Annotated in this window: 20 protein-coding genes and 1 pseudogene; 12 read left to right on the forward strand and 9 right to left on the reverse strand. The window is 64.4% G+C overall.

Annotation, left to right across the window (positions count from 1 at the left end):
- The first annotated feature begins 4 nt into the window (after positions 1 to 4).
- From O3300_RS21210 to O3300_RS21240, 7 genes and pseudogenes are all read left to right on the forward strand, one after another.
- The gene (locus tag O3300_RS21210) at positions 5 to 655 is read left to right on the forward strand and encodes a GNAT family N-acetyltransferase (protein WP_305054030.1); all 651 of its coding nucleotides are present in this window, start codon (positions 5 to 7) and stop codon (positions 653 to 655) included.
- A complete protein-coding gene (locus O3300_RS21215) occupies positions 649 to 1,818 on the forward strand; it encodes a VWA domain-containing protein (protein WP_070256030.1) in 1,170 nt (389 codons plus the stop codon). Before O3300_RS21210 ends, O3300_RS21215 begins: the two co-directional genes overlap by 7 nt.
- A gap of 312 nt (positions 1,819 to 2,130) precedes the next feature.
- Positions 2,131 to 3,318 carry a cation:proton antiporter gene (locus O3300_RS21220; RefSeq protein ID WP_034780723.1) on the forward strand — a complete coding sequence of 396 codons (1,188 nt, stop codon included), beginning with the start codon at positions 2,131 to 2,133 and terminating at the stop codon, positions 3,316 to 3,318.
- Positions 3,319 to 4,449, forward strand: coding sequence for a YbdK family carboxylate-amine ligase (locus O3300_RS21225; RefSeq protein ID WP_034780287.1), 1,131 nt, complete (start codon positions 3,319 to 3,321; stop codon positions 4,447 to 4,449).
- Positions 4,450 to 4,656: 207 nt separating this feature from the next.
- A pseudogene (locus O3300_RS21230) lies at positions 4,657 to 5,139 on the forward strand (sigma-70 family RNA polymerase sigma factor); the annotation flags it as partial.
- A gap of 189 nt (positions 5,140 to 5,328) precedes the next feature.
- The gene (locus O3300_RS21235) at positions 5,329 to 5,973 is read left to right on the forward strand and encodes a FecR domain-containing protein (RefSeq protein ID WP_305054254.1); all 645 of its coding nucleotides are present in this window, start codon (positions 5,329 to 5,331) and stop codon (positions 5,971 to 5,973) included.
- 95 nt (positions 5,974 to 6,068) lie between these two features.
- A complete protein-coding gene (locus O3300_RS21240; protein WP_305054031.1) occupies positions 6,069 to 8,540 on the forward strand; it encodes a TonB-dependent receptor in 2,472 nt (823 codons plus the stop codon).
- Here O3300_RS21240 and O3300_RS21245 read toward each other — a convergent pair whose 3' ends face one another.
- A complete protein-coding gene (locus O3300_RS21245) occupies positions 8,541 to 9,620 on the reverse strand; it encodes an alginate lyase family protein (RefSeq protein ID WP_305054032.1) in 1,080 nt (359 codons plus the stop codon).
- Positions 9,617 to 10,615 (reverse strand): gamma-glutamyl-gamma-aminobutyrate hydrolase family protein, encoded by a 999-nt coding sequence (locus tag O3300_RS21250; RefSeq protein ID WP_099666498.1) that lies wholly within the window; start codon positions 10,613 to 10,615, stop codon positions 9,617 to 9,619. Before O3300_RS21250 ends, O3300_RS21245 begins: the two co-directional genes overlap by 4 nt.
- Before the next feature lie 218 nt (positions 10,616 to 10,833).
- Here O3300_RS21250 and O3300_RS21255 point away from each other — a divergent pair, with 218 nt between their 5' ends.
- The 3 genes from O3300_RS21255 to O3300_RS21265 are packed head-to-tail and all read left to right on the forward strand — an operon-like array spanning position 10,834 to position 12,687.
- Complete coding sequence (locus O3300_RS21255) at positions 10,834 to 11,133, forward strand: hypothetical protein (protein ID WP_289900272.1); 300 nt, start codon at positions 10,834 to 10,836, stop codon at positions 11,131 to 11,133.
- On the forward strand, positions 11,130 to 12,167 hold the full coding sequence (gene dapA, locus O3300_RS21260; protein WP_305054033.1) for a 4-hydroxy-tetrahydrodipicolinate synthase: 1,038 nt from the start codon (positions 11,130 to 11,132) through the stop codon (positions 12,165 to 12,167). Before O3300_RS21255 ends, dapA begins: the two co-directional genes overlap by 4 nt.
- A 10-nt stretch (positions 12,168 to 12,177) precedes the next feature.
- Positions 12,178 to 12,687, forward strand: a complete 510-nt coding sequence (locus O3300_RS21265) for a cobyrinic acid ac-diamide synthase (RefSeq protein WP_305054034.1) — start codon at positions 12,178 to 12,180, stop codon at positions 12,685 to 12,687.
- A gap of 54 nt (positions 12,688 to 12,741) precedes the next feature.
- Here the strand turns inward: O3300_RS21265 and O3300_RS21270 are convergent, their stop codons facing one another.
- The 7 genes from O3300_RS21270 to kdpF form a co-directional block, all read right to left on the reverse strand.
- Positions 12,742 to 13,497 (reverse strand): TorF family putative porin, encoded by a 756-nt coding sequence (locus O3300_RS21270; protein ID WP_099668363.1) that lies wholly within the window; start codon positions 13,495 to 13,497, stop codon positions 12,742 to 12,744.
- Between the two features lie 131 nt (positions 13,498 to 13,628).
- Complete coding sequence (kdpE, locus tag O3300_RS21275) at positions 13,629 to 14,327, reverse strand: two-component system response regulator KdpE (RefSeq protein WP_034746496.1); 699 nt, start codon at positions 14,325 to 14,327, stop codon at positions 13,629 to 13,631.
- Entirely contained in the window at positions 14,324 to 17,065 is a 2,742-nt protein-coding gene (locus tag O3300_RS21280; RefSeq protein ID WP_305054035.1) for a DUF4118 domain-containing protein, read from the reverse strand. Before O3300_RS21280 ends, kdpE begins: the two co-directional genes overlap by 4 nt.
- Positions 17,066 to 17,123: 58 nt before the next feature.
- Positions 17,124 to 17,699 carry a potassium-transporting ATPase subunit KdpC gene (gene kdpC / locus O3300_RS21285; RefSeq protein WP_289900267.1) on the reverse strand — a complete coding sequence of 192 codons (576 nt, stop codon included), beginning with the start codon at positions 17,697 to 17,699 and terminating at the stop codon, positions 17,124 to 17,126.
- Between the two features lie 10 nt (positions 17,700 to 17,709).
- Positions 17,710 to 19,788, reverse strand: coding sequence for a potassium-transporting ATPase subunit KdpB (kdpB, locus tag O3300_RS21290; RefSeq protein WP_099666494.1), 2,079 nt, complete (start codon positions 19,786 to 19,788; stop codon positions 17,710 to 17,712).
- 9 nt (positions 19,789 to 19,797) lie between these two features.
- Entirely contained in the window at positions 19,798 to 21,603 is a 1,806-nt protein-coding gene (kdpA, locus tag O3300_RS21295; protein ID WP_305054036.1) for a potassium-transporting ATPase subunit KdpA, read from the reverse strand.
- The gene (kdpF, locus tag O3300_RS21300; RefSeq protein ID WP_034746483.1) at positions 21,603 to 21,692 is read right to left on the reverse strand and encodes a K(+)-transporting ATPase subunit F; all 90 of its coding nucleotides are present in this window, start codon (positions 21,690 to 21,692) and stop codon (positions 21,603 to 21,605) included. Before kdpF ends, kdpA begins: the two co-directional genes overlap by 1 nt.
- A gap of 463 nt (positions 21,693 to 22,155) precedes the next feature.
- On the opposite strand from kdpF, the gene O3300_RS21305 reads away from it, so the two are divergent.
- Together O3300_RS21305 and O3300_RS21310 are read left to right on the forward strand one after the other, a co-directional pair.
- Entirely contained in the window at positions 22,156 to 24,153 is a 1,998-nt protein-coding gene (locus tag O3300_RS21305) for a DNA topoisomerase IV subunit B (protein WP_305054037.1), read from the forward strand.
- A complete protein-coding gene (locus O3300_RS21310; RefSeq protein WP_305054038.1) occupies positions 24,153 to 25,862 on the forward strand; it encodes a molecular chaperone HscC in 1,710 nt (569 codons plus the stop codon). The genes O3300_RS21305 and O3300_RS21310 overlap by 1 nt, the downstream gene beginning before the upstream one ends.
- Position 25,863 lies beyond the last annotated feature (1 nt).

Genomic DNA, 25,863 nt, shown 5'->3' on the forward strand with positions numbered 1-25,863 from the left:
GCCGGTGAACGACATCAGCCCGGACAAGGTCTTCGTCCCCCTGGAACTGCACGGCATCCGCCTCGAAGCGCTGGCGCCGCACCACGCGCCCGGCTTGCGCGCGGCGGCCATGGATGGCGAACTGTGGAACCTGCGCGTCACCTCGGTGCCCGAGCCGGATCAGGTGGACCAGTACATTTTCAAGGGCATCGAGATGCGCCCTTCGCGCTTCGCCTTTGCCGTCATCGACGTGGCCAGCGGCGAGGTGCTCGGCACCACCAGCTACCACGACGTGGTGTCAGCCATCGGACGCCTGGAAATCGGCTACACCTGGTATGCGAAGCGCTGCCAGCGCAGCCACGTCAACACCACCTGCAAATTGCTGCTGCTGGCGCACGCCTTCGACACGCTCGGCTGCGCGCTGGTGGGCCTGCGCACCGACAATTTCAACCATGCCTCGCAGGCGGCCATCGAACGCCTGGGCGCGAAAAAGGATGGCGTGCTGCGCCACCATGCGCTGCGCCGCGACGGCACCGTGCGCGACACGGTCATGTACAGCATCACGCGTGGCGAGTGGCCGGAAATCGCCGCCCATCTGCGCTACAAGCTGGCGCAGCGCCCCATCGCCGCACTGCCCCGCGCGGGAGCCGCCGGGGCAGAGGAAGCGCCATGCTGATCGACTTCTTCTTCACGCTCAAGGATGCGAAGATTCCCGTCTCGATCAAGGAATTCCTGACCCTTCTTGAGGCGCTGCAAAAGAACGTCATCGACGCCTCGATGGACGATTTTTACTATCTGGCGCGCCTGACCCTGGTCAAGGACGAAGCCCATTTCGACAAGTTCGACCGCGCGTTTGCACAGTACTTCAAGGGCGTCAACGCGGCCTTCGACACGAATGCGGCGATTCCCCTCGACTGGCTGCTCAAGCGCATGCAGCGCGAGCTGTCCGAGGAACAGAAGGCGCAGCTGGAGAAATTCGGCTACGACAAGCTGATGGACCGCCTGAACGAGCTGCTGAAGGAACAGAAGGAGCGCCACGAAGGCGGCAGCAAATGGATCGGCACGGGCGGCACGTCGCCATTCGGCAATGGCGGCACGAACCCGGAAGGCATCCGCATCGGCGGCAAGGGCGGCAACCGCACGGCCGTGAAAGTGTGGGAAGCGCGCAGCTACAAGGATTACGACGGCGAGCGCGAACTGGGCACGCGCAACATCAAGGTGGCCTTGCGCCGCCTGCGCAAATTCGCGCGCGAAGGCGCGGAAGATGAACTGGCGCTGGACGCCACCATCGCCGCCACGGCCAATAACGCGGGCTATCTCGACATCAGGATGCGGCCCGAACGCAAGAACCGCATCAAGGTGCTGATGCTGCTCGATGTTGGCGGCAGCATGGACGACCATATCGAGCGCACCGAGGAACTGTTTTCGGCGGCGAAGACGGAATTCAAGAACATGGAGTTCTTTTACTTCCATAACTGCGTCTACGACTACCTGTGGAAGAACAACCGGCGCCGCAACGCCGAACGGTTCCCCACCTGGGACGTGCTGCGCAAATACCCGCCGGACACCAAGCTGATTTTCGTCGGCGACGCCACCATGAGCCCCTATGAAATCCTGCAACCGGGCGGCAGCGTCGAATACAACAACGAGGAAGCGGGATCGACGTGGCTGGCCCGCTTTACCCAGGCATTCCCGAAATTCATCTGGCTCAATCCCGAATCGGAGGGATTGTGGCAGTACCGCCAGTCGATCGGCGTGATGCGGCAATTGATGAACAACCGCATGTTCCCCCTGTCGATCGACGGCCTGGAACGGGGCATGCGTCTGCTCAGTAAATAAAAGCACGCAACAAAAAGTCCATGGCGGCAGGGGGCCGCCATGCCGTACACTGCGACACGGCACTACCGTGCGGAGCCTCTCCGCTGCGGGCGGGTACCATACGCTGATACCAGCCCTGCCCAACCTGCTGCATCCTGTGCGCGGCCGCCATGGCCGCGACACTGTTCGATTGCGCACATCGTGCGCGCCTTCTGCTCCGGTAGAATCGGCGCATCGCTCTGCGCAAACCATGCACCATCGCTGCACCACGACATTGCCGCGCCAGCCCCCGTGCTGCCGGCCGGTGCAAGCGCCATTTTCAAAGGAATGAGCATGCAAAGTCTGATCTCGATCGCCGCCGACCTGTCCTGGCCGTTCGCCATCACCCTGGCCTGGGTGGTGGGCGAATTCGGCCACCGCTGGACTGGCCTGCCGCGCATCAGTTTTTACGGCGTGATCGGTTTCGTCCTCGCGCAGACGCAGGTAGGCATCCTGCCGCAGACAGACGCCGGCCCCATGCTGGTGCTGGCCGACGTGGCCTTCGGCCTGATCCTGTTCGAGGTGGGCTACCGCATCAACCTGCGCTGGCTGAAGAACAATCCGTGGATCGCCGTCACGGGCTTGGTCGAATCCTTGCTGACCTTTGCCGTCGTCTACTTCATCGGCATCGAATTCGGTTCCACCTCGATGACGGCGCTGCTGCTGGCATCACTCGCCATGTCCACCTCGCCGGCCACCATCATGCGCGTCATCAACGAGGAGCGCAGCTCGGGCCAGGTCACGGAACGCATCGTCCACCTCACCGCTCTCAATTGTGTGCTGGCCGTCTTCACGTTCAACATCATCGTCGGCTTCTGGATGTTCCAGAGTTCCACCGACCTGATCGAAGCGAGCAGCAGCAGCGCCGCCGTGCTGGCCGCCTCGGTGGCCGCCGGTACCGTCTTCGGCATCGTCGTGCCGGCCATGCTGCGCCGCCTGGGCAATATGGCGCAGGATGCCACCGTGGCCTTCGCGCTGTCGGTGATGCTGCTCGTCGCCCTCACCTACACCACCAGCCTGTCGCCGCTGCTGGCCACCCTCACCTTCGGCCTGGTGGCGCGCCACCGCCGTGTCGCCTTCAGCCAGGCGCAGCGCAATTTCGGCGCGCTGGGCGAGCTGCTGACGGTGCTGCTGTTCGTGTATGCCGCCTCGACCCTGGAATGGGCCAGCGTGGCTGCCGGCGCGGGCCTGGCCCTGGCCGTCGTCGGCGGGCGATTGCTGACGAAGGTCGTCGGCGTGGCCGCGTTCTCGCATGTGAGCGGCATTTCCTGGCGCAAGGGCGTGCTGACGGGCGTGGCGCTGACGCCCGTCTCCGTCTTCATCATCCTGCTGCTGGAGCACGCGCGCCAGCACGGCGTGAACTTCGGCGACGAATTGAACGCCCTGGCCGCCATCACCCTGGGACTGGAACTGGTCGGCCCCGTGCTGGTGCAGCGCGTGCTGATGCTGGCCAAAGAAACCCACGAAATCAAGGAGCGCTAAATGCCGCTGGAACCCTTTGGCCAATCGGCCGCGCTGACCTTCGGCGTCGAACTCGAACTGCAACTGGTGAACCTGTCGGACTATGACTTGACGGCCGCCAGCCCCGACCTGCTGCATCTGCTGAATAAAAAACCATTTCCCGGCAACGTCACGCCGGAAATCACCGAGAGCATGATCGAGATCAACTCGAGCGTGCACACGCATCACGGCCCCCTGCTGGAGCAGCTGCAGGAAATCCGCGACACCTTGATCACGGCCGGCGACAAGCTCAATATCGGCATCGCGGGCGGCGGCACGCACCCGTTCCAGCAATGGTCGTCGCAAAAGATCTTTTCCAAGCCCCGCTTCCAGGAGATTTCGGAACTGTACGGCTACCTGGCCAAGCAATTCACCATCTTCGGCCAGCACGTGCACATCGGCTGCGCCTCGGGCGACGACGCCATGTTCCTGCTGCATTCGCTGAACCGCTACATCCCCCACTTCATCGCCCTGTCGGCGTCCTCGCCCTACGTGCAGGGACGCGACACCCTGTTCGATTCGGCCCGCCTCAATTCCGTGTTCGCGTTTCCCATGAGCGGGCGCGCGCCGTTTACGCTGAGCTGGGACCAGTTCTCCAACGAGTATTTTGCCAAGATGGAGAACACGGGCATCATCAAGAGCATGAAGGATTTTTACTGGGATATCCGTCCCAAGCCGGAATTCGGCACCATCGAACTGCGCGTGTGCGACACGCCGCTGACGGTGGAACGGGCCGCCGCGCTGGCCGCCTACCTGCAAGCGCTGTGCCGCTACCTGCTCGAACGCCGCGAAACCCCGCCGGTGGAAGACGATTACCTCGTATATAACTACAACCGCTTCCAGGCTTGCCGCTTCGGCCTCGACGGCGCCATCACGCATCCGAAAACCTACGAAACGATGTCGCTGCGCGAAGACATCATGACCACCCTGCGCAAGATGGAACCGCACGCCGAGGCGCTGGGCAGCACGCCAGCCCTGAAACACCTGTCGGACGTGGCCAAGCAATGGAGCGACGCGCAATACCTGCGCAAGCAACACAGCTTGCAGGGCAGTGCCGAGGGCATGGTCGATTCGGCGATCCGATGTTTTCGCGGTGAACCGATGAACTATTGACGCTGTCCGGTCCAGCCAACGTCGCGTCCATGGGGTCTGACCCGCCGGGTCAGACCCCAGCATTCAACAACGTCAAACCCAAAAAACCACACCCCATCTCCCCATCGTTTACAGCCGCCGCCACCGCTTGTTACAATAAGTGAGAATGATTCTTATTATTGTTTAAAAACACCAGCCCACCCGGGCCGGCCATGCAAGGGGAATGCGATGCCGCTGGCAGAGCCGCTACAACGCCAGGACATCGCGACACTGTATGCCGAGCACCACGGCTGGCTGCAAGGCTGGCTGCGCAAGAAGCTGGGCAGCACCGCCTGCGCAGCCGATGTGGCGCACGACACCTTCATGCGCCTGCTCGACCGCGAAGACGCCATCGCCGCGCGCGAGCCGCGCGCCTTTCTCGCCACCGTCGCGCAGCGCGTGCTGTTCAACCATTACCGCCGTCAGAAACTCGAACAGACTTACCTCGACGTGCTGGCGCAACTGCCGCCCCGGCATGCGCCATCGCCCGAGGAACGGTCGCTGCTGCTGGCGACCGTATTTGAACTGGACCGCATGCTCGACGGCTTGCCGCCTCCCGTGAAACGGGCTTTTTTACTACGCCAGCTCGACGAGCTGCCGCAGGAAGACATCGCGCGCCAGCTCGGCATCTCGCTGGCCACGGTGAAACGCCACCTGCAGCGCGCCGGCAGCGCCACGCAGGCGTGGCAGCAGTTGCAAACGCAGCATGAACACCTGCCGCCCGCCATGCACGCTTCCCTACTGCGCGCCTGCGTGCAAGCGAATGCGCCGCGCCGCCATGCCGTCAAGACCCTGGCCCTGCTGCTGGCCTGCGGCGCCTCGCTGTATGCGTTTGAGCGCCGCAGCCCATGGCGCGGCTGGATGGCCGATTACCGCACGGCAGTCAACCAGCGCCGCATGGTGACCCTCGATGACGGCACCCAGCTCACGCTCAACACCGGCAGCGCCGTGAACATCGCTTACGACGGCGAGCGGCGCCGCATCGAACTGCTGGCCGGCGAAATCTTCATCGCCACCGGCATAGATGCAGCGCGGCGCCCCTTCTTCGTCGCCACGCCGCATGGCAGCCTGCAGGCACTGGGCACGCGCTTCACCGTGCGCCTGCGCGATGACTATGCCAGCGCCGGCGTGCTCGAAGGGGCCGTCGCCGTGCTGGCCAGCGACGGCGCCCAGCGTCTGGTGCTGCATCCCGGCGAAGGTGCCCATTTCGACAGCAACAGCCATCATCGCCAGGCGCTGGCGCCATATGGCGGCGCCTGGCTCGACGGCATGCTGGTGGCGCGCGACATGCGCCTGGCCGATTTCCTCGCCGAGCTGGCGCGCTACAGCGAGCATCCGCTGGCCTGCGCGCCCGGCATCGCCGACCTGCGCGTCTCCGGTTCCTACCCGCTGGCCAATGTCGGCGCCATCCTCGACGCCGTCAGCGCCAGCCTGCAATTGCGGCGCAATACCGTCACGCGCTTCTGGGGTCAGCAAGTCGTCAGGATCGAACTGGTGGCCCATTGAAAAATATTTTCTGCAAAGTGAGCTGTTCTAGCGTGCTCGCGTGACTTGGAAGATAGGTAGTCTCCATCTTGCGCATCCACGAAAGGTTTTATTCCATGTACCACGCTTCGCGTTCCCTCCTTACCCGCACCGTCCTGGCCTGCGCCCTGTCGCAGATCGGCATGGCTCTCACCCTGCCGGCGCTGGCCCAGGCACAAAGCCAGCAAGTGCGCGTCTACAGTATCCCCGCCGGCGCGCTGGGCGATGCGCTGACGCGCTTCGGCAGCGACAGCGCCATTTTATTGTCGTTCTCCAGCGACGCCACGCAAGGCTTGCGCAGCGCCGGCCTGCAAGGCAGCTATGGCGTGCACGATGGTTTCCGCGTGCTGCTGGCGGGCAGCGGCCTGCAAGCCGTGCCGCAGGCGAACGGCGGCTACCTGCTGCAAAAGATCCCCGCCGGCGCGGATACTGCCTCGGTGGATAGCCGCGGCGTGGCCGTCATGAGCGGCGTCACCGTGGTGGCGGCGGCCGAGCGCAGCGCCGTGACGGGCGGCACCGGCAGCTATATGGGCGGCCCCGCCAGCGGCGCCACGGGACTGGCGTTGACGCAACGCGAAACGCCGCAGTCGCTGACCATCGTCACGCGCCAGCAGATGGATGACCAGAACAGCAACGCCGTCTCCGACGTCATGAAGAACGTCAATGGCGTGAGCGTGCAAAACTACGACAGCGACCGCTGGAGCTTCCAGGCGCGCGGCTTTGCCGTCACCAATTTCCAGTACGACGGCGTGTCGGCCATCTATGACGGCGTCTACGACTGGGGCACGACCAATAGCGACATGGCTATCTATGACCGCATCGAAGTGCTGAAAGGCGCGACGGGCCTGATGAGCGGTTCGGGCGACCCGTCGGCCACCGTCAACATGGTGCGCAAGCGCCCCACCGCCCACTTTGAGGGTTCGGCGACCCTGGGCGCGGGATCGTGGGACAACTACCGCGGCGAAGCCGATGTCTCCGGCCCGCTCAATGCCAGCCGCACGGTGCGCGGCCGCCTGGTGGGCGCCTACCAGGACAAGCACTCCTACCTGGATCGCTACACGCAGCAGAAATCCGTCGCCTACGGCATCATCGAAGCGGACCTGACGCCCGTCACTCTGCTGACGGCCGGCTTTACGCACCAGGATTACAAGCCGCGCGGGTCGACCTGGACCGGTTTCCCCGTCCTGCTGTCCGACGGCACGCGCACGGATTTCCCCACCTCGTGGAACCCGGCCACGGACTGGAGCCGCCGCGACATGCAGAACACCACCCTATTTACGTCGCTGGAACACAGCTTCGCCAACGCGTGGAAAGTGAAATTGAGCGCCAATCAGTTGCGCAGCAAGCATGACAGCGTGCTCGGTTCGGCCAGCGGCGGCAATCCCGACCCCGCCACGGGCGCAGGCGCGTTTTTCTTCATGGGTAAATACAAGGGCGACCGCCGCCAGACCACCGTCAACGTCGACGCCAGCGGCCCGTTTACCGCGTTTGGCCGCCAGCATGAAGCGATGATCGGTTATTCCAGTTCGACGGCGAAGCAGGATGGTCCCGTCTATGATTCGCTCTACCCGCCCGTCGAAGGCAGTTATTTCGACTGGCGCGGCCAGTACGCGGAACCGGCATTCAAACGCACGGGCAACGACAACGACAGCACGCGCCAGAGCGGCCTGTATGGCGCCGTGCGCCTGCATCCCGTCGATGCGCTGTCGGTAATTCTCGGCGCACGCGTGAGCGATTACAAGCAGGAGCAGGACCGCACTTTCTTCGACGCCGGCACCGCGCGCATCACCTCGCGCATCGAGGAAAACAAGGTCATCACGCCGTATGCGGGCGTCGTGTATGACCTCGACAAGACGTATTCCGTGTTCGGCAGCTACACGAGCATCTTCGCGCCGCAAAGCAGCCGCGACATCAACCGCAACTTCCTGTCGCCCGTGCGCGGCAAGGGTGTGGAAGCGGGTGTGAAGGCCGAATACCTCGACGGCAAGGTCAATGGCAGCGCGTCCCTGTTCCAGATCCGTCAAAGCAACGTGGCCAGCCCTGTGGGCGAAGTCAACGGTGAGATAATGTATAAAGCCATCGACGGCGTCACCAGTCGTGGCGTGGAAATGGAAGTGACGGGCGAAGTGGCCAAGGATGTGAGGCTGAGCGCCGGCTACACCTACACCCACGTGCGCGATGCGGATGGCAAGGATGTCTTTTCTACCATGTTGAAAACGACGCAGCCTGCCCACCTGGTGCGCGTGCAAGGCACGTGGCGCCTGCCGGCCAGCCTGGACAAGCTGACCGTCGGTGGCGGCATCAACTGGCAAAGCAGCTACGACGGCAATATCTGGAACCCCGCCATCGAGGACAATTCACGCATCAAGCAGGGCGGCTACGCGCTGCTCAACCTGATGGCGCGCTACGAGATCAGCAGGAACGTCACGGCCAGCGTCAACGTGAACAACCTGCTGGACAAGAAATACTTCACGGGCCTCGGCCTGTTCCAGACGGGCTTCTACGGCGAACCGCGCAATGTGATGTTCACCGTGCGCACGAAGTTTTAATCAGCTCCCATACAGCGCCAGCGCCCAGGCTGGCGGGTGCAATTCCAGCGCCAGCGGCAGGTAAGCGGGATCGAAGCGCGCCGCCAGCAGATACACATTGGCGGCGCCCTTCGGCTCCCAATTCCCCGTAAAGCCTTTTTCGCCGGCCGCCACGCGCTTGCGGTCGAAGGGCACGGCGCTCTTGGCGAACTCCTCGTGCGTCTTTCTCCCCTGCGCGTACGGCGCCAGCCAGGCCAGCGCCTCGGCCAGGCGCCGCGCTTCCGGCGCGCCATACCAGTCGTCGCCATGCGCCTGCGCCATCAGGGCGGTCGTCAGCAACGGCTCCAGGCTGTAGGTGGTGTAATGCAGGGCATCGCGCTGCTCGAAGTCGAAGGGTACGCCGCCGACGCCGATATTGCGCGGCACGTGCGCCAGGAAGCGTTCCTTCGCCCGCGCGATCAGCAAGGCGTCGCCCGTGACATACGCGGCGGCCGTGCCGATCTTGATGCGGTGGCTATGCCAGTTGTTGCGCGCCGTGGACGGGCCGCCCACCTTGATGGGGTCACTCAGATATCCGTGCGCCAGGGTGCGGCAAAATGCCTGCACCTGTTCGCGCTCGACGCCGTTCAAGCGTTCCTGCACCAGGTCAAAGCCCATCAGGAGGCTGGCCAGCTCCGTCTCGTCGACGGGACTGAACGACGGCTGGTAGGCGCCGCTCCAGGCCAGCAGCAGCTGGCGCGCCGCCTCGAAATGCGCCATCTCGCCCGATAGTCTCCAGGCCAGCGCCTGCAGGCGCGCCTGGCGCCAGTCTTCCTGCGCCTGCTGGCTGGTCTCGCGTCCGCCCTCGCCCTTCAGCAAGCCGCCCGTGCGCACTTCGGCCATCAGGTGCACGGGGCGCGCCGCACCCTTGCGCGCCGCCTTGACCACCTGTTCCGCAATGGCCGGCACCACCCGCGCCTTGAGCGTGCGGACGCGCGCGGCGGACGTCAGCGCAAACGGCAGCGCGCCTTCATGCGGGCGCGGCGCCGCGCGCAAGCCAGCCAGGGGCAGCGCCAGCAGGCCGGCCAGCACAATGCGCCGGCGCATCAGGTGCGTACTCAAAACCGCGTCTCCCGCGCCGCGCGCAAAAAGTTATCGAGGATGGGTGTGCAATCGAGCAGTTCGACGCCGCCCGCCGAATGGAATTCCGGGTGCCACTGCAGGCCCATGACGAAGCGCGCCCGCTGGTAGCGGATGGCTTCGACGATATTGTCCCCTTGCGAATACGCTTCCACCGTGATGTCGCGCCCCAGGTCCTTGACCGACTGATGGTGGATGGAATTGACGAGCGCCTCGCCCGTCTTCGGGAACAGCCCCGCCAGCGACGAGCCTTTCGGGAAGACGATGCTGTGGCGGTGGCGGTCATACAGGTCATTGACGTGCGAGGTGGCGCCTTCCACATCCGAGGCGATGTCCTGGTACAGGGTGCCGCCAAAGCCCACGTTGATGAGTTGACAGCCGCGGCAGATGCCCAGCACGGGCTTGCCCGCATCGACGAATTCGTGCAGCAGTTCCAGTTCGTACAGGTCGCGCGCGCGGTCGCCGCTCCATTCGGGCCGCGTGGCCGCCTCCGAATACGTCTGCGGCGAGACGTCGGCGCCGCCCTGCAGCACCAGGCCGTCCAGGTGGCGCGCATAGTGGCGCAAGGTGATGTTACTCGGGTGTAGCTGGCCGCTGGTATTGACGGTCGGGATCATGAACACCAGCACGTCGCGCGACATCACCCACTGGGCGATCGACTCTTCCAGGTATTGCAGGTTCTTGCTGCGCAGGCCAGTGGCACCCGGTTCGGGGTGGAAAATGCGCGCCGAGATGCCGATGCGCAGGGTGCGCCGCATGAAATCGCGGCTGGCCTTGTCGCGCATGGAGCGGTAGCGCGACGAGATCACCCGCCAGGCCAGCGCCAGCGGCGTGTCGTTGTCCTTCAGATAGCGGGGTGCGGCATCGCGCGCGCGGTGCTCATCATCGGGCGCCCTGCCTACCCGGTCGGGCCGCGCCGAAGCTGGCGCCGCGGGATCGGTGGAAGGGGGAAGCTGGGGATCTTTTTCGTCTGACATGGCGGAGCTGACTGAAAGCGGAGACGTTTTCAATATAAACCCCTGCCCCGGAAAGCACGATTCAATTTTGTAACAAAAGCCCACGCGCGGGGCATCCACGCAACACGTCCACGCCCGATGCATACAGCCCGTTTACGCTGGCGGCACCGCTTTTTAGAGAATCTTTACGCCCCCGCTGCTAATCTTGAGCGTACCTCAACCACCGCTGCAAAGCCACCATGGAACCCCATTCACGCCTGCAAACGCATCAAGCCCTGCCCCACCGCCATCCCCGCCTGCCCACCTTCCTCATGCATATCACGGTCGACAAAGCCTGCCTGGCCGAGCTGCGCCAGCTGGTCGTGCGGACCTGCGGCGGCATGCTGTCATTCATGCGCGTCGAGGCAGTCGACCACGCCGAACGCATGAAAGTCTGGCTGTGCGTGACGGAACCGGCCCTGCGCCTGACCATGGATGCCGTCATGCGCCTACTGCCGGCGGCAGAATTTGGCCGCATCAGCCAGGGGAAATCGCTATGAACCAGTATGCCTGCGAACACGCGATGTCTTCCTCGCGCATCACTGCGCACTTCCAGGGCATCTGGGTGCCGATGGTCACGCCATTCCTTGATGTCGATGGCGAAATCGACTTCGACGCCGCCCAGCAACTGGCGTGCGAACTGGCCGCCAGCGGCATCGATGGCCTGGTGGTGTGCGGCACCACGGGCGAAGCGGCCATGCTGAGCGCCGCGGAACAGACCATGCTGCTCGACAACGTGCTCGAAGCCGTCGGCCCCCGTTTCCCCGTCGTGATGGGGATCGGCGGCAGCGATACGCGCAGCGTCGTCGCCACGGTGCAGCGCTACAACGACCATCCGCTGGCCGGCCTGCTGGTCTCCGCGCCCGCGTACGTGCGCCCGTCGCAGGACGGCATCGTGCGCCACTTCCAGGCCATCGCCGCCGCCACCGACCAGTCCATCGTGCTGTACAACGTGCCGGCGCGCACGGGCGTCAATGTCGAACCGCAGACGGCCGCGCTGCTGGCGCGCGACTCGCACTTCGTCGCCATCAAGGAAGCGGGCGGCAAGCTGCAGCAACTGGGCGAACTGCTGCTCGACACACGCCTGGACGTCCTGTGCGGCGACGATGCGCTGCTGCTGGCCAGCCTGTCCATGGGCGGCCACGGCGCCATGTCGGCCGCCGCCCAGGTCCGTCCCGATCTGTATGCGCAGCTATATCATCTGGTCAAGCAGGGCCGCCACGGCGCCGCCGGCGCCCTGTTCAAGATCATGCTACCCGTCATCCGCCTGCTGTTTGCCGAACCGAATCCCGCTCCCGTCAAAGCGGCGCTGGCCATGCAAGGCAAGGTGCGCGACGCATTGCGCCTGCCGATGACGCCCATGTCCGCCGCCGGCCAGGCCGCCCTGGCCGCGGCGCTCGAACCCCTGATGGAACTGCCCGCATGGACCGCCAGCGACAGGGATGCGCCGCGCGAAGGCTGTCTGCTGCAGCTGGTTTCCCCCGCCAACATCATGCCAGCCGTGCGCCAAGATGATCATCGCCATCACGGATGAACGCGGGGGCATGGAGAAATCCATCCTGGCCGGACGGCTGGCCGCCTCGCGCGCGCTGGCCGGACGCAAGGTATTGCTGCTCGATGCCGATCCGCGCCAGGGCGCCATGGCGCAGGCCAGGAACCTGCACGACGGCGCCATGCACGGCAGCCTGACGCGGCCGCGCCTGATGGCGCGCGCCATCAGCGCCAAGGGCTTGCAGCCGGAGCTCGAGCACCTGGTGCACTGCTACCACGACATCGTCATCGACAGCGAAGGCCGCGACTCCATGGGCAGCCGTTCGGCCCTGATCGCGGCGCGCGTGCTGGTGGTGCCGCTCGACGGTGTCGTCGATGGCGCCGCGCAGGCGGGCCTGGCGCGCCGCATCGCACACGCGCGCAGCGTCAATCCTGACCTGCGCGTCTTGCTGGCAACGGACGCGCAAGCGGCACCCGCCCATGCGCTGGCCGCGCAGATCCCCTCCGCCCGCGTGGTGGGACTGGGGCAGCTGTACTGCGCCGTTTTCAACCTGCCAGCGTAAGTACGCAAAAAAGGCGGCGCATGCGCCGCCTCTCCTTTCAGTCAACTCAGTCCATTAAAACGTCTTGCTGACCGTCAGCTGCAGCGCCGTCTTGCCCATGAATTTGCCATTCACGGGCGAGGCATAGGCCGACTTGCCCGCGTTCGTGCCGATCACGGCCAGCGCGCCCGAAACAAAGCCGAAGTCGCGCGTGACGCCCACTTTCCAGTCCGTATAGCTCGACGCGTCGTTGTTCCTGACCTTCTGGTGGCCCGCATGCAGGTTGCCGGTCCAGCCGTTCGTCAGGTCGATGGTCGCGCCGATGTCCAGGTAGCCGCTGTTCTTGCTGTTGACGATGCCGAACAGGTTGGAGACGGCGTGCGAATATTTGACGTAGGCGGGACCATACGACAGCTGGCCGTAGACTTCCTGCGTGTCCGCGTTGGCCAGGCCGATATTCTTCAAGCCGTTGTCCGCATACACGTAGGCGAGCACGCCCACGTCATAGCCGATATCACCGGTCAACTGGCCGCGCTTGCCCGCATACAGGTCCACTTCCACGTCGCCGCTGCCGCCCGCGTCCTTGGTCCACTTGATGGTCGAGGCCCAGGCGCCCGCATACAGGCCCGTCGGGTTGTTGACGTAATCGACGCCGCCCTGCAGCGCCGGTTTCAAACGCGTCTGCGAAATGCCGCGATAGCGGTAATCGGACACGCCGGCCACATTGAAACTGACTTCATTGTCGGGCTTGACCTCATCCGCGTGGGCCAGGCTGCCCGTCAAGGCGGTGAAGGGGGTGGCTAGGGCAAGTGCCAGTAGCATTTTATTCATGGTTTTTTCTTCTTCATGGGTGGTATGGGCCTTTGCCAACATGGCGCAGCTGGCCCGCCGCTGCAAAAAAATGGGTAAAGCGTCCCCCTGACGCGCGCGGCGCCTGTTTTCAAACAGGGAAATAACAGGTGTTAGAGCGGCAGCAGCAACCGGTAGCCGACGGCCGTTTCCGTCAGCAGGTACTGCGGCTGGGCCGGATCGGCTTCCAGCTTCTGGCGCAGATGGCCCATGTAGATGCGCAGATAGTGGCCGTTTTCGCTGTTCGACGGCCCCCATACTTCGCGCAACAGCTGCGGATTGGTGACCACCCTGCCGGCATTCTTAACGAGTACCGACAGCAGGCGGAATTCCGTCGGCGTCATGTGCACCAGCTGCTTGTTGCGTGTCACCAGACGGTCCTTCAAATCGACGCGCACGTCGCCAAACTGCACCACGCCATCGTCGCTGGCGGCAGGCTGGCGCTGGCGGCGCAGGGTGGCGCGCACGCGGGCCAGCAGTTCGCCCACGCCGAAGGGCTTGGTGAGATAGTCGTCGGCGCCCGCATCGAGCGCGCGAATCTTGTCCTGCTCGTCGACCCGCGCCGACAGCACGATGATGGGCACGGCCGACCATTTGCGGATGTCGGCGATGAAATCGATGCCGTCGCCATCGGGCAAACCGAGGTCCAGCACGATCAGGTCGGGCCGGCGCGTGCCCGCATCGATCAAGCCCCGCTGCATGGTGGCGGATTCGAAAATCTGCCAGCCCTCGTCCTCCAGCGCGGCGCGCACGAAGCGGCGGATTTGCGGTTCATCCTCGACCAGCAGGGCGGTGGCGGAAGGTTCGTTCATGTTGGTTTTCCTGTTTCATGGTCGTTGGCGTCATCGAGCTCGATCTCCGGCGGCGCCGGAGGCGTGCCCAGCGGCAGGCTGAACACAATGGCGGCGCCCCGTCCCGGAGCGTGCGGCTGCGCGTGGATGGTGCCGCCGTGGGCTTCGACGATGGCGCGGCAAATGGCCAGCCCCAGCCCGACGCCCGGCTTGTTCGATTCGCGTTCGCCGCGCGTAAATTTTTCAAAGATCGCTTCTTCGCGGCCGGGCGGCAAGCCCGGGCCATCATCGGCCACTGTCACCTGCAGGAACTGGCCGTGCACCCCGGCCGCGACCGTGATGGTGCTGCCGGGCGGCGTGTACTTGGCCGCGTTTTCCAGCAGGTTGCACAGTACGCGCTCGATCAGTACCGCGTCGTAGCGCACCAGCGGCAAGTCCGGCGCCAGCTGCGTCTGCACGGCATGCTGCTGCAATTGCGGGCCACTGGCACGCAGCGCGCTGCCCACCACTTCTTCCAGCGCCTGCCATTGCAGGTTCAGGCGCACCTGCCCGCTTTCGATGCGCGCCATGTCCAGCAAATTCGCCACCAGGGCGCTCATGCGTACGGTTTCGGACTGCAGCGAGCGTGCCATGTCCAGCTGCGCGGGCGACAAGGCTGGCCGCGATAGGGCCAGTGATTCGGCCAGGCCCACCAGCGACGTCAAGGGCGTGCGCAAGTCGTGCGACAGGGCCGCCAGCAGCGAATTGCGCAAGCGCTCGGACTCCATCTGCAGCAGCGCGCCCTGGGCCACGTCGATGTAGTGCACGCGTTCGAGCGCGATGGCCGCCAGCGCGGCAAAGGTATCAAGGTGCTGGCGCTGTTCCGGCACCAGCAGCCAGCGCCCGCGGTGTGCGCCCTCGAGCGGCAGCAGTGCCAGCACGCCCCGTGTGCGCATCGGTGCGATCAGCGGCAGGTAGAAAATGGGCGACGCCGGCAAGGTATCCGTGCCCGTCCCCGCCGCCTGCGCATGGTCGAAGGCCCACTGCGCGATGCCGATATCTAGCGGCTCGCCGCCGTTCGGGGTCTGCAAGCTGCCCTCGTCATCGGGCAGCAGCAAGGTGGCGCGCGCGCGGAAAGCCCGTTCGATGGCGCTTTTCGTGATGTCGAAAATCTGCTCCGTCTGCAGCACGCCGGACAACTCACGCGAGAATTCGTACAGGGCCCGGGCGCGCGCTTCGCGGTGCGAGGCCACGCGCGCCTGGAAACGCAGGCCGGCCGTCAGGTGGCCTGTGATCAGGCCCACGGCCAGCATCACGCCAAAAGTGATCACATACTGGAAATCGCCCACGGCAAACGAAAAGCGCGGCGGCACGAAGACGAAATCGAAGCAAGCCACGCCCACCAGGCTGGCCAGCGCCGCCGGCCCGCGCCCCAGGCGCACGGCCACCAGCACCACCGTCAGCAAGGACAGCATGGCGATATTGGCCAGGTCCAGATAGGGTTGCAGGGGGACCGAGGCGAGAGCCGTGGCCAGGCTGGCGCCGGCCGCCAGGATGTAACGCCAATGGCGCGAGGACCGGCGCGGCGCCTCGGCATCGTCGCCCGCCGCGCGCCGGGGCGCCGCATCGGCTGGCGGCAAGCCCACCTCGATCAGATCGATATCGGGCGCCAGGCTGGCCATGCGCGCGGCCGGCGACGCATGCCACAGGCGCGCCAGCGCACCGGCGCGGCTACGGCCCACGATGACTTTCGAGATATTCGCACTGCGCGCATACTCGACCACGGCGCCGGCGATGTCGGCGGACGGATTGACGGCCGTGCGCGCACCCAGGTCCTGCGCCAGTTTCAGGGTTTTCAGGATGCGCTCGCGCTGGCCCGCCGGCAGGCGCTGCAAACGGGGCGTTTCCACGTATAACGCATGCCATTCCGCGTTCAGCTGGCTGGCCAGGCGCGCCGTGCTGCGGATCACGTGTTCGCCCCCCGCGTGCGGTCCCACGCAGGCCAGCAGCGCGGCACCCGTCTTCCACACGGGATTGATCGATTTTTCGACGCGGTAGGCTTGCACGTCGTCCTGCACCCGGTCTGCCGTGCGGCGCAAGGCCAGTTCGCGCAGGGCGATCAGATTACCCTTGCGGAAAAAATGCTGGGACGCCCGCTCCGCCTGCTGCGGCTGATACACCTTGCCCTGTTTCAGGCGGTGCAGCAGTTCATCGGCGGGGATATCGACCAGCACCACTTCGTCGGCGCGGTCGAACACCGTGTCGGGCAAGGTTTCGGCCACGCGCACGCCCGTGATGCCGCCCACCACGTCGTTCAGGCTTTCCAGGTGCTGCACGTTGACGGTCGACAGCACGTCGATGCCGGCCGCCAGCAACTCCTCGACATCCTGCCAGCGCTTCGGATGGCGCGAACCGGCCACGTTCGAATGGGCCAGTTCATCCATCAGTATCAGCGCCGGCGAGCGCCGCAGCGCTTCGTCCAGGTCAAACTCGAACAGGGTCTTGCCCCGGTATTCGATGGCCTTCAGGGGCAGCACGGGCAAGCCGTCAAGCTGGGCCGCCGTATCCTGGCGCCCATGCGTCTCCACCACGCCCACCAGCAAGTCCTGGCCATCGGCCAGCAATTTGCGGGCGGCGGCCAGCATCGCATAGGTCTTGCCGACGCCGGCCGAGGCGCCAAAGTAAATGCGCAGCCGGCCGCGCGCGGCTTTCTTTTCCTGCGCCTGCACTTGCGCCAGCAGGGCATCAGGGTCGGGGCGTTGGCTGTCGTTGGGGAGCATGGGCATCTTTTAATGTCAAAACCAGGGGCAAAACCGGCGGCTCTGCTCCTGCATCATCTTACTTCGCGGCCGCATCCAGCGCCAGATTCAGTTCCAGCACATTGACCCGCGGTTCGCCGAAAAAGCCGATATACGCGGTTTTCTGCACCTTGGCGATGGCGTTTTCCACCTGCGCCAGCGGCACGGCGCGCACGCGGGCCACGCGCGGCGCCTGGTACAAGGCGCCCGCCAGGCTGATTTCCGGATCCAGGCCGCTGCTCGACGCCGTCACCAGGTCGACAGGGATCGGGGTGCGATTGCCCGGATCGGCTGCCTGCAGGGCAGCGATGCGCGCCTTGACGGCGTCCACCAGGGCCGGGTTGCTCGGACCCTGATTCGAACCGCCCGAACCGGCGCCGTTATTCGCCATCGGCGCGGTGGCCGATGGCCGGCCCCAGAAGTACTTGGGCGAGGTGAAGGACTGGCCGATCAGGCTCGATCCGACAGGTTTTCCACCACGCTCGACGATGCTGCCGTTGACTTCATCGTTGAAGGCCAGCTGCCCGATACCGGCCGTGGCAAACGGATAGACGACGCCGCAGATCACGGTCAGCGCGGCAAACAGGACCAGGGCGGGACGTACGATAGTGCTCATGATGGTTCCTTTAGACTAAATTGAGTGCGGACAGCAGCATGTCGATAAGCTTGATGCCGATGAAGGGCAGGACGATGCCGCCCAAGCCGTAGATCAGCAGGTTGCGGCGCAACAGGCTGGCCGCACCGATGGCCCGGTACTGCACGCCTTTCAGCGCCAATGGAATCAGCACGACGATGATCAAGGCATTGAAGATCACGGCCGACATGATGGCCGACGCAGGGCTGGCCAGGTGCATGATGTCCAGCGCCTTCAATTGCGGATAGGTGCCCACGAAGGCGGCCGGGATGATGGCGAAGTACTTGGCGATGTCGTTCGAGATCGAGAACGTCGTCAATGAACCGCGCGTCATCAGCATCTGCTTGCCGATTTCAACGATTTCCAGCAGCTTGGTCGGGTTCGAGTCCAGGTCGACCATATTGCCCGCCTCCTTTGCCGCCTGCGTGCCCGAGTTCATGGCCACGGCCACGTCGGCCTGCGCCAGCGCCGGAGCATCGTTGGTGCCGTCGCCCGTCATCGCCACCAGGCGGCCTTCGGACTGGTAGCTGCGGATGAGTTTCAGCTTGTCTTCCGGCGTCGCTTCGGCGAGGAAATCGTCCACGCCCGCCTCGGCGGCGATGGCAGCTGCCGTCAGCTTGTTGTCACCCGTGATCATGACGGTCTTGATGCCCATGCGGCGCAGTTCCGCGAAGCGCTCCTTGATGCCGCCCTTGACGATATCCTTCAACTCCACGGCGCCCATGACGCGGCCATCATCGACCACCACCAGCGGCGTGCTGCCGCGGCGCGCGATGTCGTCGACGGCGCGCCCCACCTCCGCCGGATACGGCTGGCCCAGCGCTTCCACATACTTTTTCATGGAGTCGGCCGCGCCCTTGCGCAGCTGGCGTACCTGCTGTCCGCCCGGAATATCCACGCCGCTCATGCGCGTCTGCGCCGTGAAGGGCACGAAGGTGGCGTGCAGGCTGGCCATCTCGCGTTCGCGGATATTGAACTTCTGCTTGGCCAGCACGACGATGCTGCGCCCTTCCGGCGTTTCATCGGCCAGGGAGGCCAGTTGCGCCGCATCGGCCAGCTGCTGCTCCGTTACGCCGGGTGCCGGTACAAAACTCGATGCCTGGCGATTGCCCAAGGTGATGGTGCCCGTTTTATCCAGCAGCAGCACGTCCACGTCGCCGGCCGCTTCCACGGCACGGCCCGACGTGGCGATCACATTGGCCTGCATCATGCGGCTCATGCCGGCCACGCCGATGGCGGACAACAGGCCGCCGATGGTGGTCGGGATCAGGCACACGAGCAGCGCGATCAGCACGGTGATGGTCACCGGCGTGCCACTGCCGGCCGCCGCCACGGAAAACAGCGAGTACGGCAGCAAAGTCACGGTGACGATCAGGAAGACGATCGACAAGGCGACGAGCAAAATCGTCAGGGCGATCTCATTCGGCGTTTTCTGGCGCTTGGCGCCTTCGACCATGGCGATCATGCGGTCGATGAAGGCTTCGCCCGGATTGACGGAAACGCGTACCAGCAGCCAGTCCGACAGCACGCGGGTGCCCCCCGTCACGGCGGAAAAGTCGCCGCCCGACTCGCGGATGACGGGCGCCGATTCGCCCGTGATGGCGCTTTCGTCGACGGAGGCCACGCCAGCCGTCACTTCGCCGTCGGCGGGAATCACGTCGCCCGCCTCGACCAGCACCGTCATGCCTTTGCGCAGGTCGGTGGCCGGAGTGGGCAGCCAGGAAGTGCCGTACTTCGGCGTTTGCATTTTCTTTGCCATCACCGTTTGCTTGAGGGCGCGCAGGGACGCCGCCTGCGCCTTGCTGCGGCCTTCGGCCAGCGCCTCGGCGAAGTTCGCGAACAGCACGGTAAACCACAGCCACACGGCGACGGCGACGATGAAGCCGAATGGCGCTTCACCCTGGCCATTCAGGGCCTGGATGGCCAGCAGGGTCGTGATGATGCTGCCCACGTAGACGACGAACATCACGGGGCTGCGCCACTGCGTGCGGGGGTCGAGTTTTTTGAACGCGTCGACGACGGCGGGGCCGATCAGTGCGGAATCGAACAAGGTCAGGCTTGTGCGTGACATGGTAGCCTCTTATTTGATGAAAAGTTGCAGGTGTTCGACGATCGGGCCCAGGGCCAGCGCGGGAACGTAATTCAAAACGCCGACAAGCACGACAACGCCGATCAGCAAGCCGATGAACATGGGGCCGTGCGTGGGCATGGTGCCGGCATTGGCCGACAGGCGCTGCTTGGCCGCCAGCGAACCGGCCACCGCCAGCACGGGCACGATCACGCCGAAGCGGCCGAACCACATGGCGATCGCCAGCATCACGTTGTAGAACGGCGTGTTCGCGGACAGGCCGGCAAACGCGCTGCCGTTGTTGTTGGCCGCCGACGTGAAGGCGTAGAGGATTTCCGAGAAGCCGTGCGCGCCCGGATTGGCCACGCCGATCTTGCCCGGTTCGACCATCACGGCGATCGCCGTGCCCGTCAATACGAGGGCTGGCGTAATCAGGATGGCCAGCGACACCATCTTCATTTCATAGGCCTGGATTTTTTTGCCCAGGTATTCAGGCGTGCGGCCTATCATCAGGCCGGCGATGAAGACGGCCAGGATGGCGAACATCAGCATGCCGTACAGGCCCGTGCCCACGCCGCCGAAGATCACTTCACCGAACTGCATCAGCAGCAGCGGCACCATGCCGCCCAGGGGCATGTAGGAGTCGTGCATGGAATTGACGGCGCCGCACGATGCGGCCGTCGTCACCGCCGCGAACAGGGTCGAGGAGCTGATGCCGAAGCGCGTTTCCTTGCCTTCCATATTGCCACCCGATTGCAGGCTGCTGGCCTGCTGGTCCAGGCCCAGGCCTTGCAAGGCGGGATTGGCTTGCTGCTCGGCGCTCATCACGCCGGCCGTCATGACGACAAAGATCAAGGTCATGGCGGCCAGCACGGCCCAGCCCTGGCGCATGTCGCCCACCATGCGGCCAAAGGTGAAGCACAGGCCGGCGGGGATGATGAAGATGGCCAGCATCTGCAGGAAGTTCGACAGCACGGTGGGGTTTTCATACGGGTGCGAGGAATTGGCATTGAAGAAGCCGCCGCCATTCGTGCCCAGCAGCTTGATCGACTCCTGCGACGCGACAGGGCCCATGGCGATCGTCTGCGTGGCCGCCACTTGCGCTTCCATCACGGGCTTGCCGGCGGCATCCAGCACGGGCTGGCCGTCGGCCGTCACTTTCGGCGTTTCATACGCCACGTGGTCGAGCAGGGTCACTTCCTTGTAGGCGGAAAAATTCTGGATCATGCCTTCGCCCATGAAGACGACGGACAGGGCCAGGGACAGCGGCAGCAGGATATACAGAGTCGAGCGCACCAGGTCGACCCAGAAATTGCCGATCGATTTGCCCGAGCGCGAGGCGAAGCCGCGCACCAGCGCGAAGATCACGGCGATGCCGGTGGCCGCCGAAAAGAAGTTCTGGCATGCCATGCCCAGCATCTGGGTCAGGTAGCTCATGGTCTGTTCGCCGCCGTAGCCCTGCCAGTTGGTATTGGCGACGAAACTGACGGTGGTATTGAACGAGGAATCGGGGCTGACGGCGCCGAGACCCTGGGGATTCAAGGGCAAGAAGCCCTGCAGGCGCTGCAGGCCGTAGACGAAGACGGCGCCCACGGTATTGAAGACAATCAGGGCGATGGCATAGCTTTTCCAGCCCATGGCCTTGTCGGCGGGCAGGCCGGACCAGCGGTACAGCAGGTTTTCCAGCTTTTGCAGCCAGCCCAGGCCGCGCACGGGGCCATCGCCAGCCACCCTGGCCATGTACAGGCCCAGCGGATAGCCGGCGGCCAGCAGCACGGCCAGGAAGGCCACCAATAACAATATCGATTGCGTCGTCATCACAGTTCCTCCGCCTTCAGCAGCGCGACCAGCAGGTACACGAGCAGGCCAGCCGACACGACGGCGCCCAGCACATAAAACGCGTTCATTTGACGCTCCCTAATTTGTCGCAGGCGACGGCAAAGCCGGCCGCCACGACGAAAAACACGGCAATCAAGCCGAGATACACGAGATCCATTCCCACCCTCATTCAGGTTTGTTTTGATAGTGAGCAGATTAGCCAAAAGGGTCTAAAAAATTCGTAAAGACTGGGGAGGCAGCTGTAAACAAGATGTAAAAACGGGCGCTTTACCGCATAAAATCCTTCACAATGGGCGCCAAACCACGCACGCGGCGCACTGTTGTTGCCTTGGAGTAGCGCTATTGCTCGCGGGACAAGATAGAATGCGCGAGCGTCCGCACAAGGACGCCAAGCCTGCCGCACTGCCCTCCCCCAGTGACGCTGGACGGGATATACTGTATATTCATACAGTTATCGCCGCCGCTGTCACTGTGCCCCGCAGTGCCCTGGCCTGGCGTTCCAACCACTGTCTTTACTTAGCTTGAACACGTATGGCCACTAAAAAACCAGCATCCGACTACAGCGAATCATCCATCCGTGTCCTGAAAGGACTGGAACCCGTCAAGCAGCGCCCGGGGATGTACACCCGCACTGAAAATCCGCTGCACATCATTCAGGAAGTGATCGACAATGCCTCCGACGAGGCGCTGGGCGGTCACTGCACGCATATCGCCGTGACGCAAAACACGGATGGCAGCATCACCGTCGAAGACAATGGCCGCGGCATTCCCGTCGGCCTGCACCCGGAAGAAGGCGTCCCGACGGTGGAAATCGTGTTTACGCGGCTGCACGCGGGCGGCAAGTTCGACAAGGGTTCTGGCGGCGCCTATGCGTTCTCGGGCGGCTTGCATGGCGTCGGCGTGTCCGTCACCAATGCGCTGTCGACGCGCCTGGAAATCACCGTCTGGCGCAAGGAAAGCGACGGCAACGGCTTGCACCATATGGTGTTTGCCAACGGCGACGTGATCGAGCCCCTGAGCTCCCGCCCCGCCCCGCGCGACGGCAAGAAGTCAGGCACGCGCGTCACCGCCTGGCCCGATGCCAAATACTTTGATTCGCCGAACATCTCGCAAACCGAGCTGCAACGCCTGCTGCGCTCGAAAGCCGTGCTGCTGCCGGGCGTCACCGTCACCCTCACCAACGCGAAAACGGGCGATACGCAAACCTGGCAGTACGCGGAAGGCTTGCGCGGCTACCTGACCGAAACGCTGGCGCAGGTATCGAATGGCGAAACCCTGATTCCCCTGTTCGAAGGCGCGCAGTATGCGGGCCCGGACTCGGAAGGCTTTGCCGAAGGCGAAGGCGCGGCCTGGGTCGTGGCGTGGACGGAAGAAGGCGCCATCGTGCGCGAATCGTACGTCAACCTGATCCCCACCTCGAATGGCGGCACGCACGAATCGGGCTTGCGCGACGGCCTGTTCGGCGCCGTCAAAAACTTCGTCGAAATGCACTCGCTGCTGCCGAAAGGCGTCAAATTGCTGCCGGAAGACGTGTTTGCGCGCGCTTCCTTCGTGCTGTCGGCGAAGGTGCTGGACCCGCAATTCCAGGGCCAAATCAAGGAGCGCCTGAACTCGCGCGACGCCGTGCGCCTCGTCTCGACCTTCACCAAGCCGCCGCTGGAACTGTGGCTGAACCAGCACGTCGACTACGGCAAGAAGCTGGCCGAGCTGGTGATCAAGCAGGCGCAATCGCGCCAGCGCTCGCTGCAAAAAGTGGAAAAGAAAAAATCCTCGGGCGTGGCCGTCTTGCCGGGCAAGCTGACCGACTGCGAATCGTCGGACATCACGCGCAATGAACTGTTCCTCGTCGAGGGCGACTCGGCGGGCGGCTCGGCCAAGATGGGCCGCGACAAGGAATTCCAGGCGATTCTGCCCCTGCGCGGCAAGGTGTTGAACTCGTGGGAAACGGACCGCGACCGCCTGTTCGCGAATAACGAAATCCACGATATCGCCGTGGCCATCGGCGTCGATCCGCACAGCGTGGGCGACACGCCCGATTTGTCCGGCCTGCGCTATGGCAAGATTTGCATCCTGTCCGATGCGGACGTGGATGGCTCGCACATCCAGGTACTACTGCTGACGCTCTTCTTCAAGCACTTCCCGGCGCTGATCAACAAGGGCCACATCTGCATCGCCCGCCCGCCGTTGTACCGCGTGGATGCGCCCGCGCGCGGCAAGAAGCCGATGCAAAAGATCTATGCGCTCGACGACGGCGAACTGCTCGCCATCGAGGACAAGCTGCGCAAGGAAGGCGTGAAACAGGGCGCCTGGTCGATCTCGCGCTTCAAGGGCCTGGGCGAGATGAACGCCGAGCAGCTGTGGGAAACGACGATGAACCCGGACACGCGCCGCCTGCTGCCCGTCACGCTCGGTGAAGTAGACCACATGGCCTCGGCCTCCCGCTTCAATATGTTGATGGGCAAAGGCGAAGCAGCTGGACGCCGCGCCTGGATCGAAGAACACGGCAATGAAGCGGAGGCGGATATCTGATGATCATCGGCATCGACCTGGGCACCACCAACAGCCTGGTCGCCATCTGGCGCGACGGCAAGGCTTCCATCATCCCGAATGCGCTTGGTGAACACCTGACGCCGTCGTGCGTGAGCATCGATGACGACGGCACCGTGCTGGTGGGCCGCGCCGCGCGCGAGCGCCTGCAGACGCACCCGCAGCTGACGGCAGCCGTCTTCAAGCGCTACATGGGCAGCGAAAAGAAGATCACCCTCGGCACGCAGCAATTCCGTCCGGAGGAACTATCGTCGATGGTGCTGCGCGCGCTGAAGGAAGATGCCGAAGCCTTTTTGGGGCACAAGGTCGAGGAAGCCATCATTACGGTTCCCGCGTATTTCAGCGATGCACAGCGCAAGGCCACGCGCATCGCGGGACAACTGGCGGGCTTGCGTGTAGAACGCCTGCTCAACGAGCCGACGGCCGCCGCGCTGGCCTACGGCATCCGCGACAAGGAACAGGAAAGCAAATTCCTCATCTTCGACCTGGGCGGCGGCACGTTTGACGTGTCGATCCTAGAGCTATTCGAAGGCGTGATGGAAGTGCGCGCCTCGGCCGGCGACAATTTTCTGGGCGGCGAAGACTTCGTCACCGTGCTGGTCGACGCCTTTCTGGAAGGTAGCGGCTTGCGCGACGCCGCCGGCAGCCGCCTGTTCGACCCGCGCCAGCAGCAGCTGCTGCGCGATGAAGCCGAGCGCGTCAAGCGCCTGCTGTCGGAACAGCCGTCCGTGCGCATGGCCACGCGCTACCAGGACAAGGAATACAGCTGGGAGATCAACGAAGACAAGCTGGCGCAGCTGTGCGAACCGCTGCTGGCCCGCCTGCGTCTGCCCGTGGAACGGGCGCTGCGCGACGCCACCATCCGCGCCGCGGAATTGAATGAAGTGGTGCTGGCCGGCGGCGCCACGCGCATGCCGCTGGTGCGTAAACTCGTCTCGCGCATGTTCGGCCGCTTCCCCGCCATCCACCTGGACCCGGACGAAGCCGTGGCACTGGGCGCCGCCGTGCAGGCAGGCCTCAAGATGCGCGACTCTGCCCTCGATGAAGTGGTGATGACGGACGTGGCTCCGTACTCGCTGGGCATTTCGATTTCGCGCCAGGTCGGCGCGAACCAGTATGAAGGCGGGCATTACCTGCCCATCATCGAGCGCAATTCCGTGGTGCCTGTCTCGCGCACGGAAAACATCACCACCATCTACGACAACCAGAAGGAAATCAACGTGGCGATCTTCCAGGGCGAGTCGCGCCTGGTGGCCGACAACGTCTTCCTCGGCAAGATCAACTTCCCGATTCCCGCAAAAAAGGCGGGCGAGATCGGCATCGACGTGCGCTTCACCTATGACGTCAGCGGCGTGCTGGAAGCGGAAGTGACGGTGCTGGCCACGCAGGAAAAGCACAAGATGGTCATCAGCGACAATGCGGGCGTGATGACGCCGGAACAGATCGAGCAGCGCTTTGCGGAACTGGCCGACCTGAAGATCCACCCGCGCGAACAGATGGAAAACCGCACCCTGGTCACGCGCGCCGACCGATTGTACGAACAGTCGCTGGGCGACGTGCGCCAGTACCTGGCGGCGCACACGGCCAATTTCCAGGCGGCGCTGGAAACGCAGGACCCGAGCACCATCCGCAAGGCGCGCCAGGCGCTCGACGAGGTGTTGCGCCAGGTCGAGAGCGAGAGCTTCCTGTAAA

The organism is Janthinobacterium sp. SUN206 (assembly GCF_030587305.1).
GTDB lineage: Bacteria > Pseudomonadota > Gammaproteobacteria > Burkholderiales > Burkholderiaceae_D > Janthinobacterium > Janthinobacterium kumbetense.

What these genes read in the sequence shown, in the direction of transcription:
- O3300_RS21215 (WP_070256030.1), top strand. Translation starts at nt 649, where the DNA reads ATGCTGATCGACTTCTTCTTCACGCTCAAGGATGCGAAGATTCCCGTC.
- O3300_RS21220 (WP_034780723.1), top strand. Translation starts at nt 2,131, where the DNA reads ATGCAAAGTCTGATCTCGATCGCCGCCGACCTGTCCTGGCCGTTCGCC.
- O3300_RS21225 (WP_034780287.1), top strand. Translation starts at nt 3,319, where the DNA reads ATGCCGCTGGAACCCTTTGGCCAATCGGCCGCGCTGACCTTCGGCGTC.
- O3300_RS21235 (WP_305054254.1), top strand. Translation starts at nt 5,329, where the DNA reads ATGGCCGATTACCGCACGGCAGTCAACCAGCGCCGCATGGTGACCCTC.
- O3300_RS21240 (WP_305054031.1), top strand. Translation starts at nt 6,069, where the DNA reads ATGTACCACGCTTCGCGTTCCCTCCTTACCCGCACCGTCCTGGCCTGC.
- O3300_RS21250 (WP_099666498.1), bottom strand. Translation starts at nt 10,615, where the DNA reads ATGTCAGACGAAAAAGATCCCCAGCTTCCCCCTTCCACCGATCCCGCG.
- O3300_RS21255 (WP_289900272.1), top strand. Translation starts at nt 10,834, where the DNA reads ATGGAACCCCATTCACGCCTGCAAACGCATCAAGCCCTGCCCCACCGC.
- dapA (WP_305054033.1), top strand. Translation starts at nt 11,130, where the DNA reads ATGAACCAGTATGCCTGCGAACACGCGATGTCTTCCTCGCGCATCACT.
- O3300_RS21265 (WP_305054034.1), top strand. Translation starts at nt 12,178, where the DNA reads ATGGAGAAATCCATCCTGGCCGGACGGCTGGCCGCCTCGCGCGCGCTG.
- O3300_RS21270 (WP_099668363.1), bottom strand. Translation starts at nt 13,497, where the DNA reads ATGAATAAAATGCTACTGGCACTTGCCCTAGCCACCCCCTTCACCGCC.
- kdpE (WP_034746496.1), bottom strand. Translation starts at nt 14,327, where the DNA reads ATGAACGAACCTTCCGCCACCGCCCTGCTGGTCGAGGATGAACCGCAA.
- O3300_RS21280 (WP_305054035.1), bottom strand. Translation starts at nt 17,065, where the DNA reads ATGCTCCCCAACGACAGCCAACGCCCCGACCCTGATGCCCTGCTGGCG.
- kdpC (WP_289900267.1), bottom strand. Translation starts at nt 17,699, where the DNA reads ATGAGCACTATCGTACGTCCCGCCCTGGTCCTGTTTGCCGCGCTGACC.
- kdpB (WP_099666494.1), bottom strand. Translation starts at nt 19,788, where the DNA reads ATGTCACGCACAAGCCTGACCTTGTTCGATTCCGCACTGATCGGCCCC.
- kdpA (WP_305054036.1), bottom strand. Translation starts at nt 21,603, where the DNA reads ATGACGACGCAATCGATATTGTTATTGGTGGCCTTCCTGGCCGTGCTG.
- kdpF (WP_034746483.1), bottom strand. Translation starts at nt 21,692, where the DNA reads ATGAACGCGTTTTATGTGCTGGGCGCCGTCGTGTCGGCTGGCCTGCTC.
- O3300_RS21305 (WP_305054037.1), top strand. Translation starts at nt 22,156, where the DNA reads ATGGCCACTAAAAAACCAGCATCCGACTACAGCGAATCATCCATCCGT.
- O3300_RS21310 (WP_305054038.1), top strand. Translation starts at nt 24,153, where the DNA reads ATGATCATCGGCATCGACCTGGGCACCACCAACAGCCTGGTCGCCATC.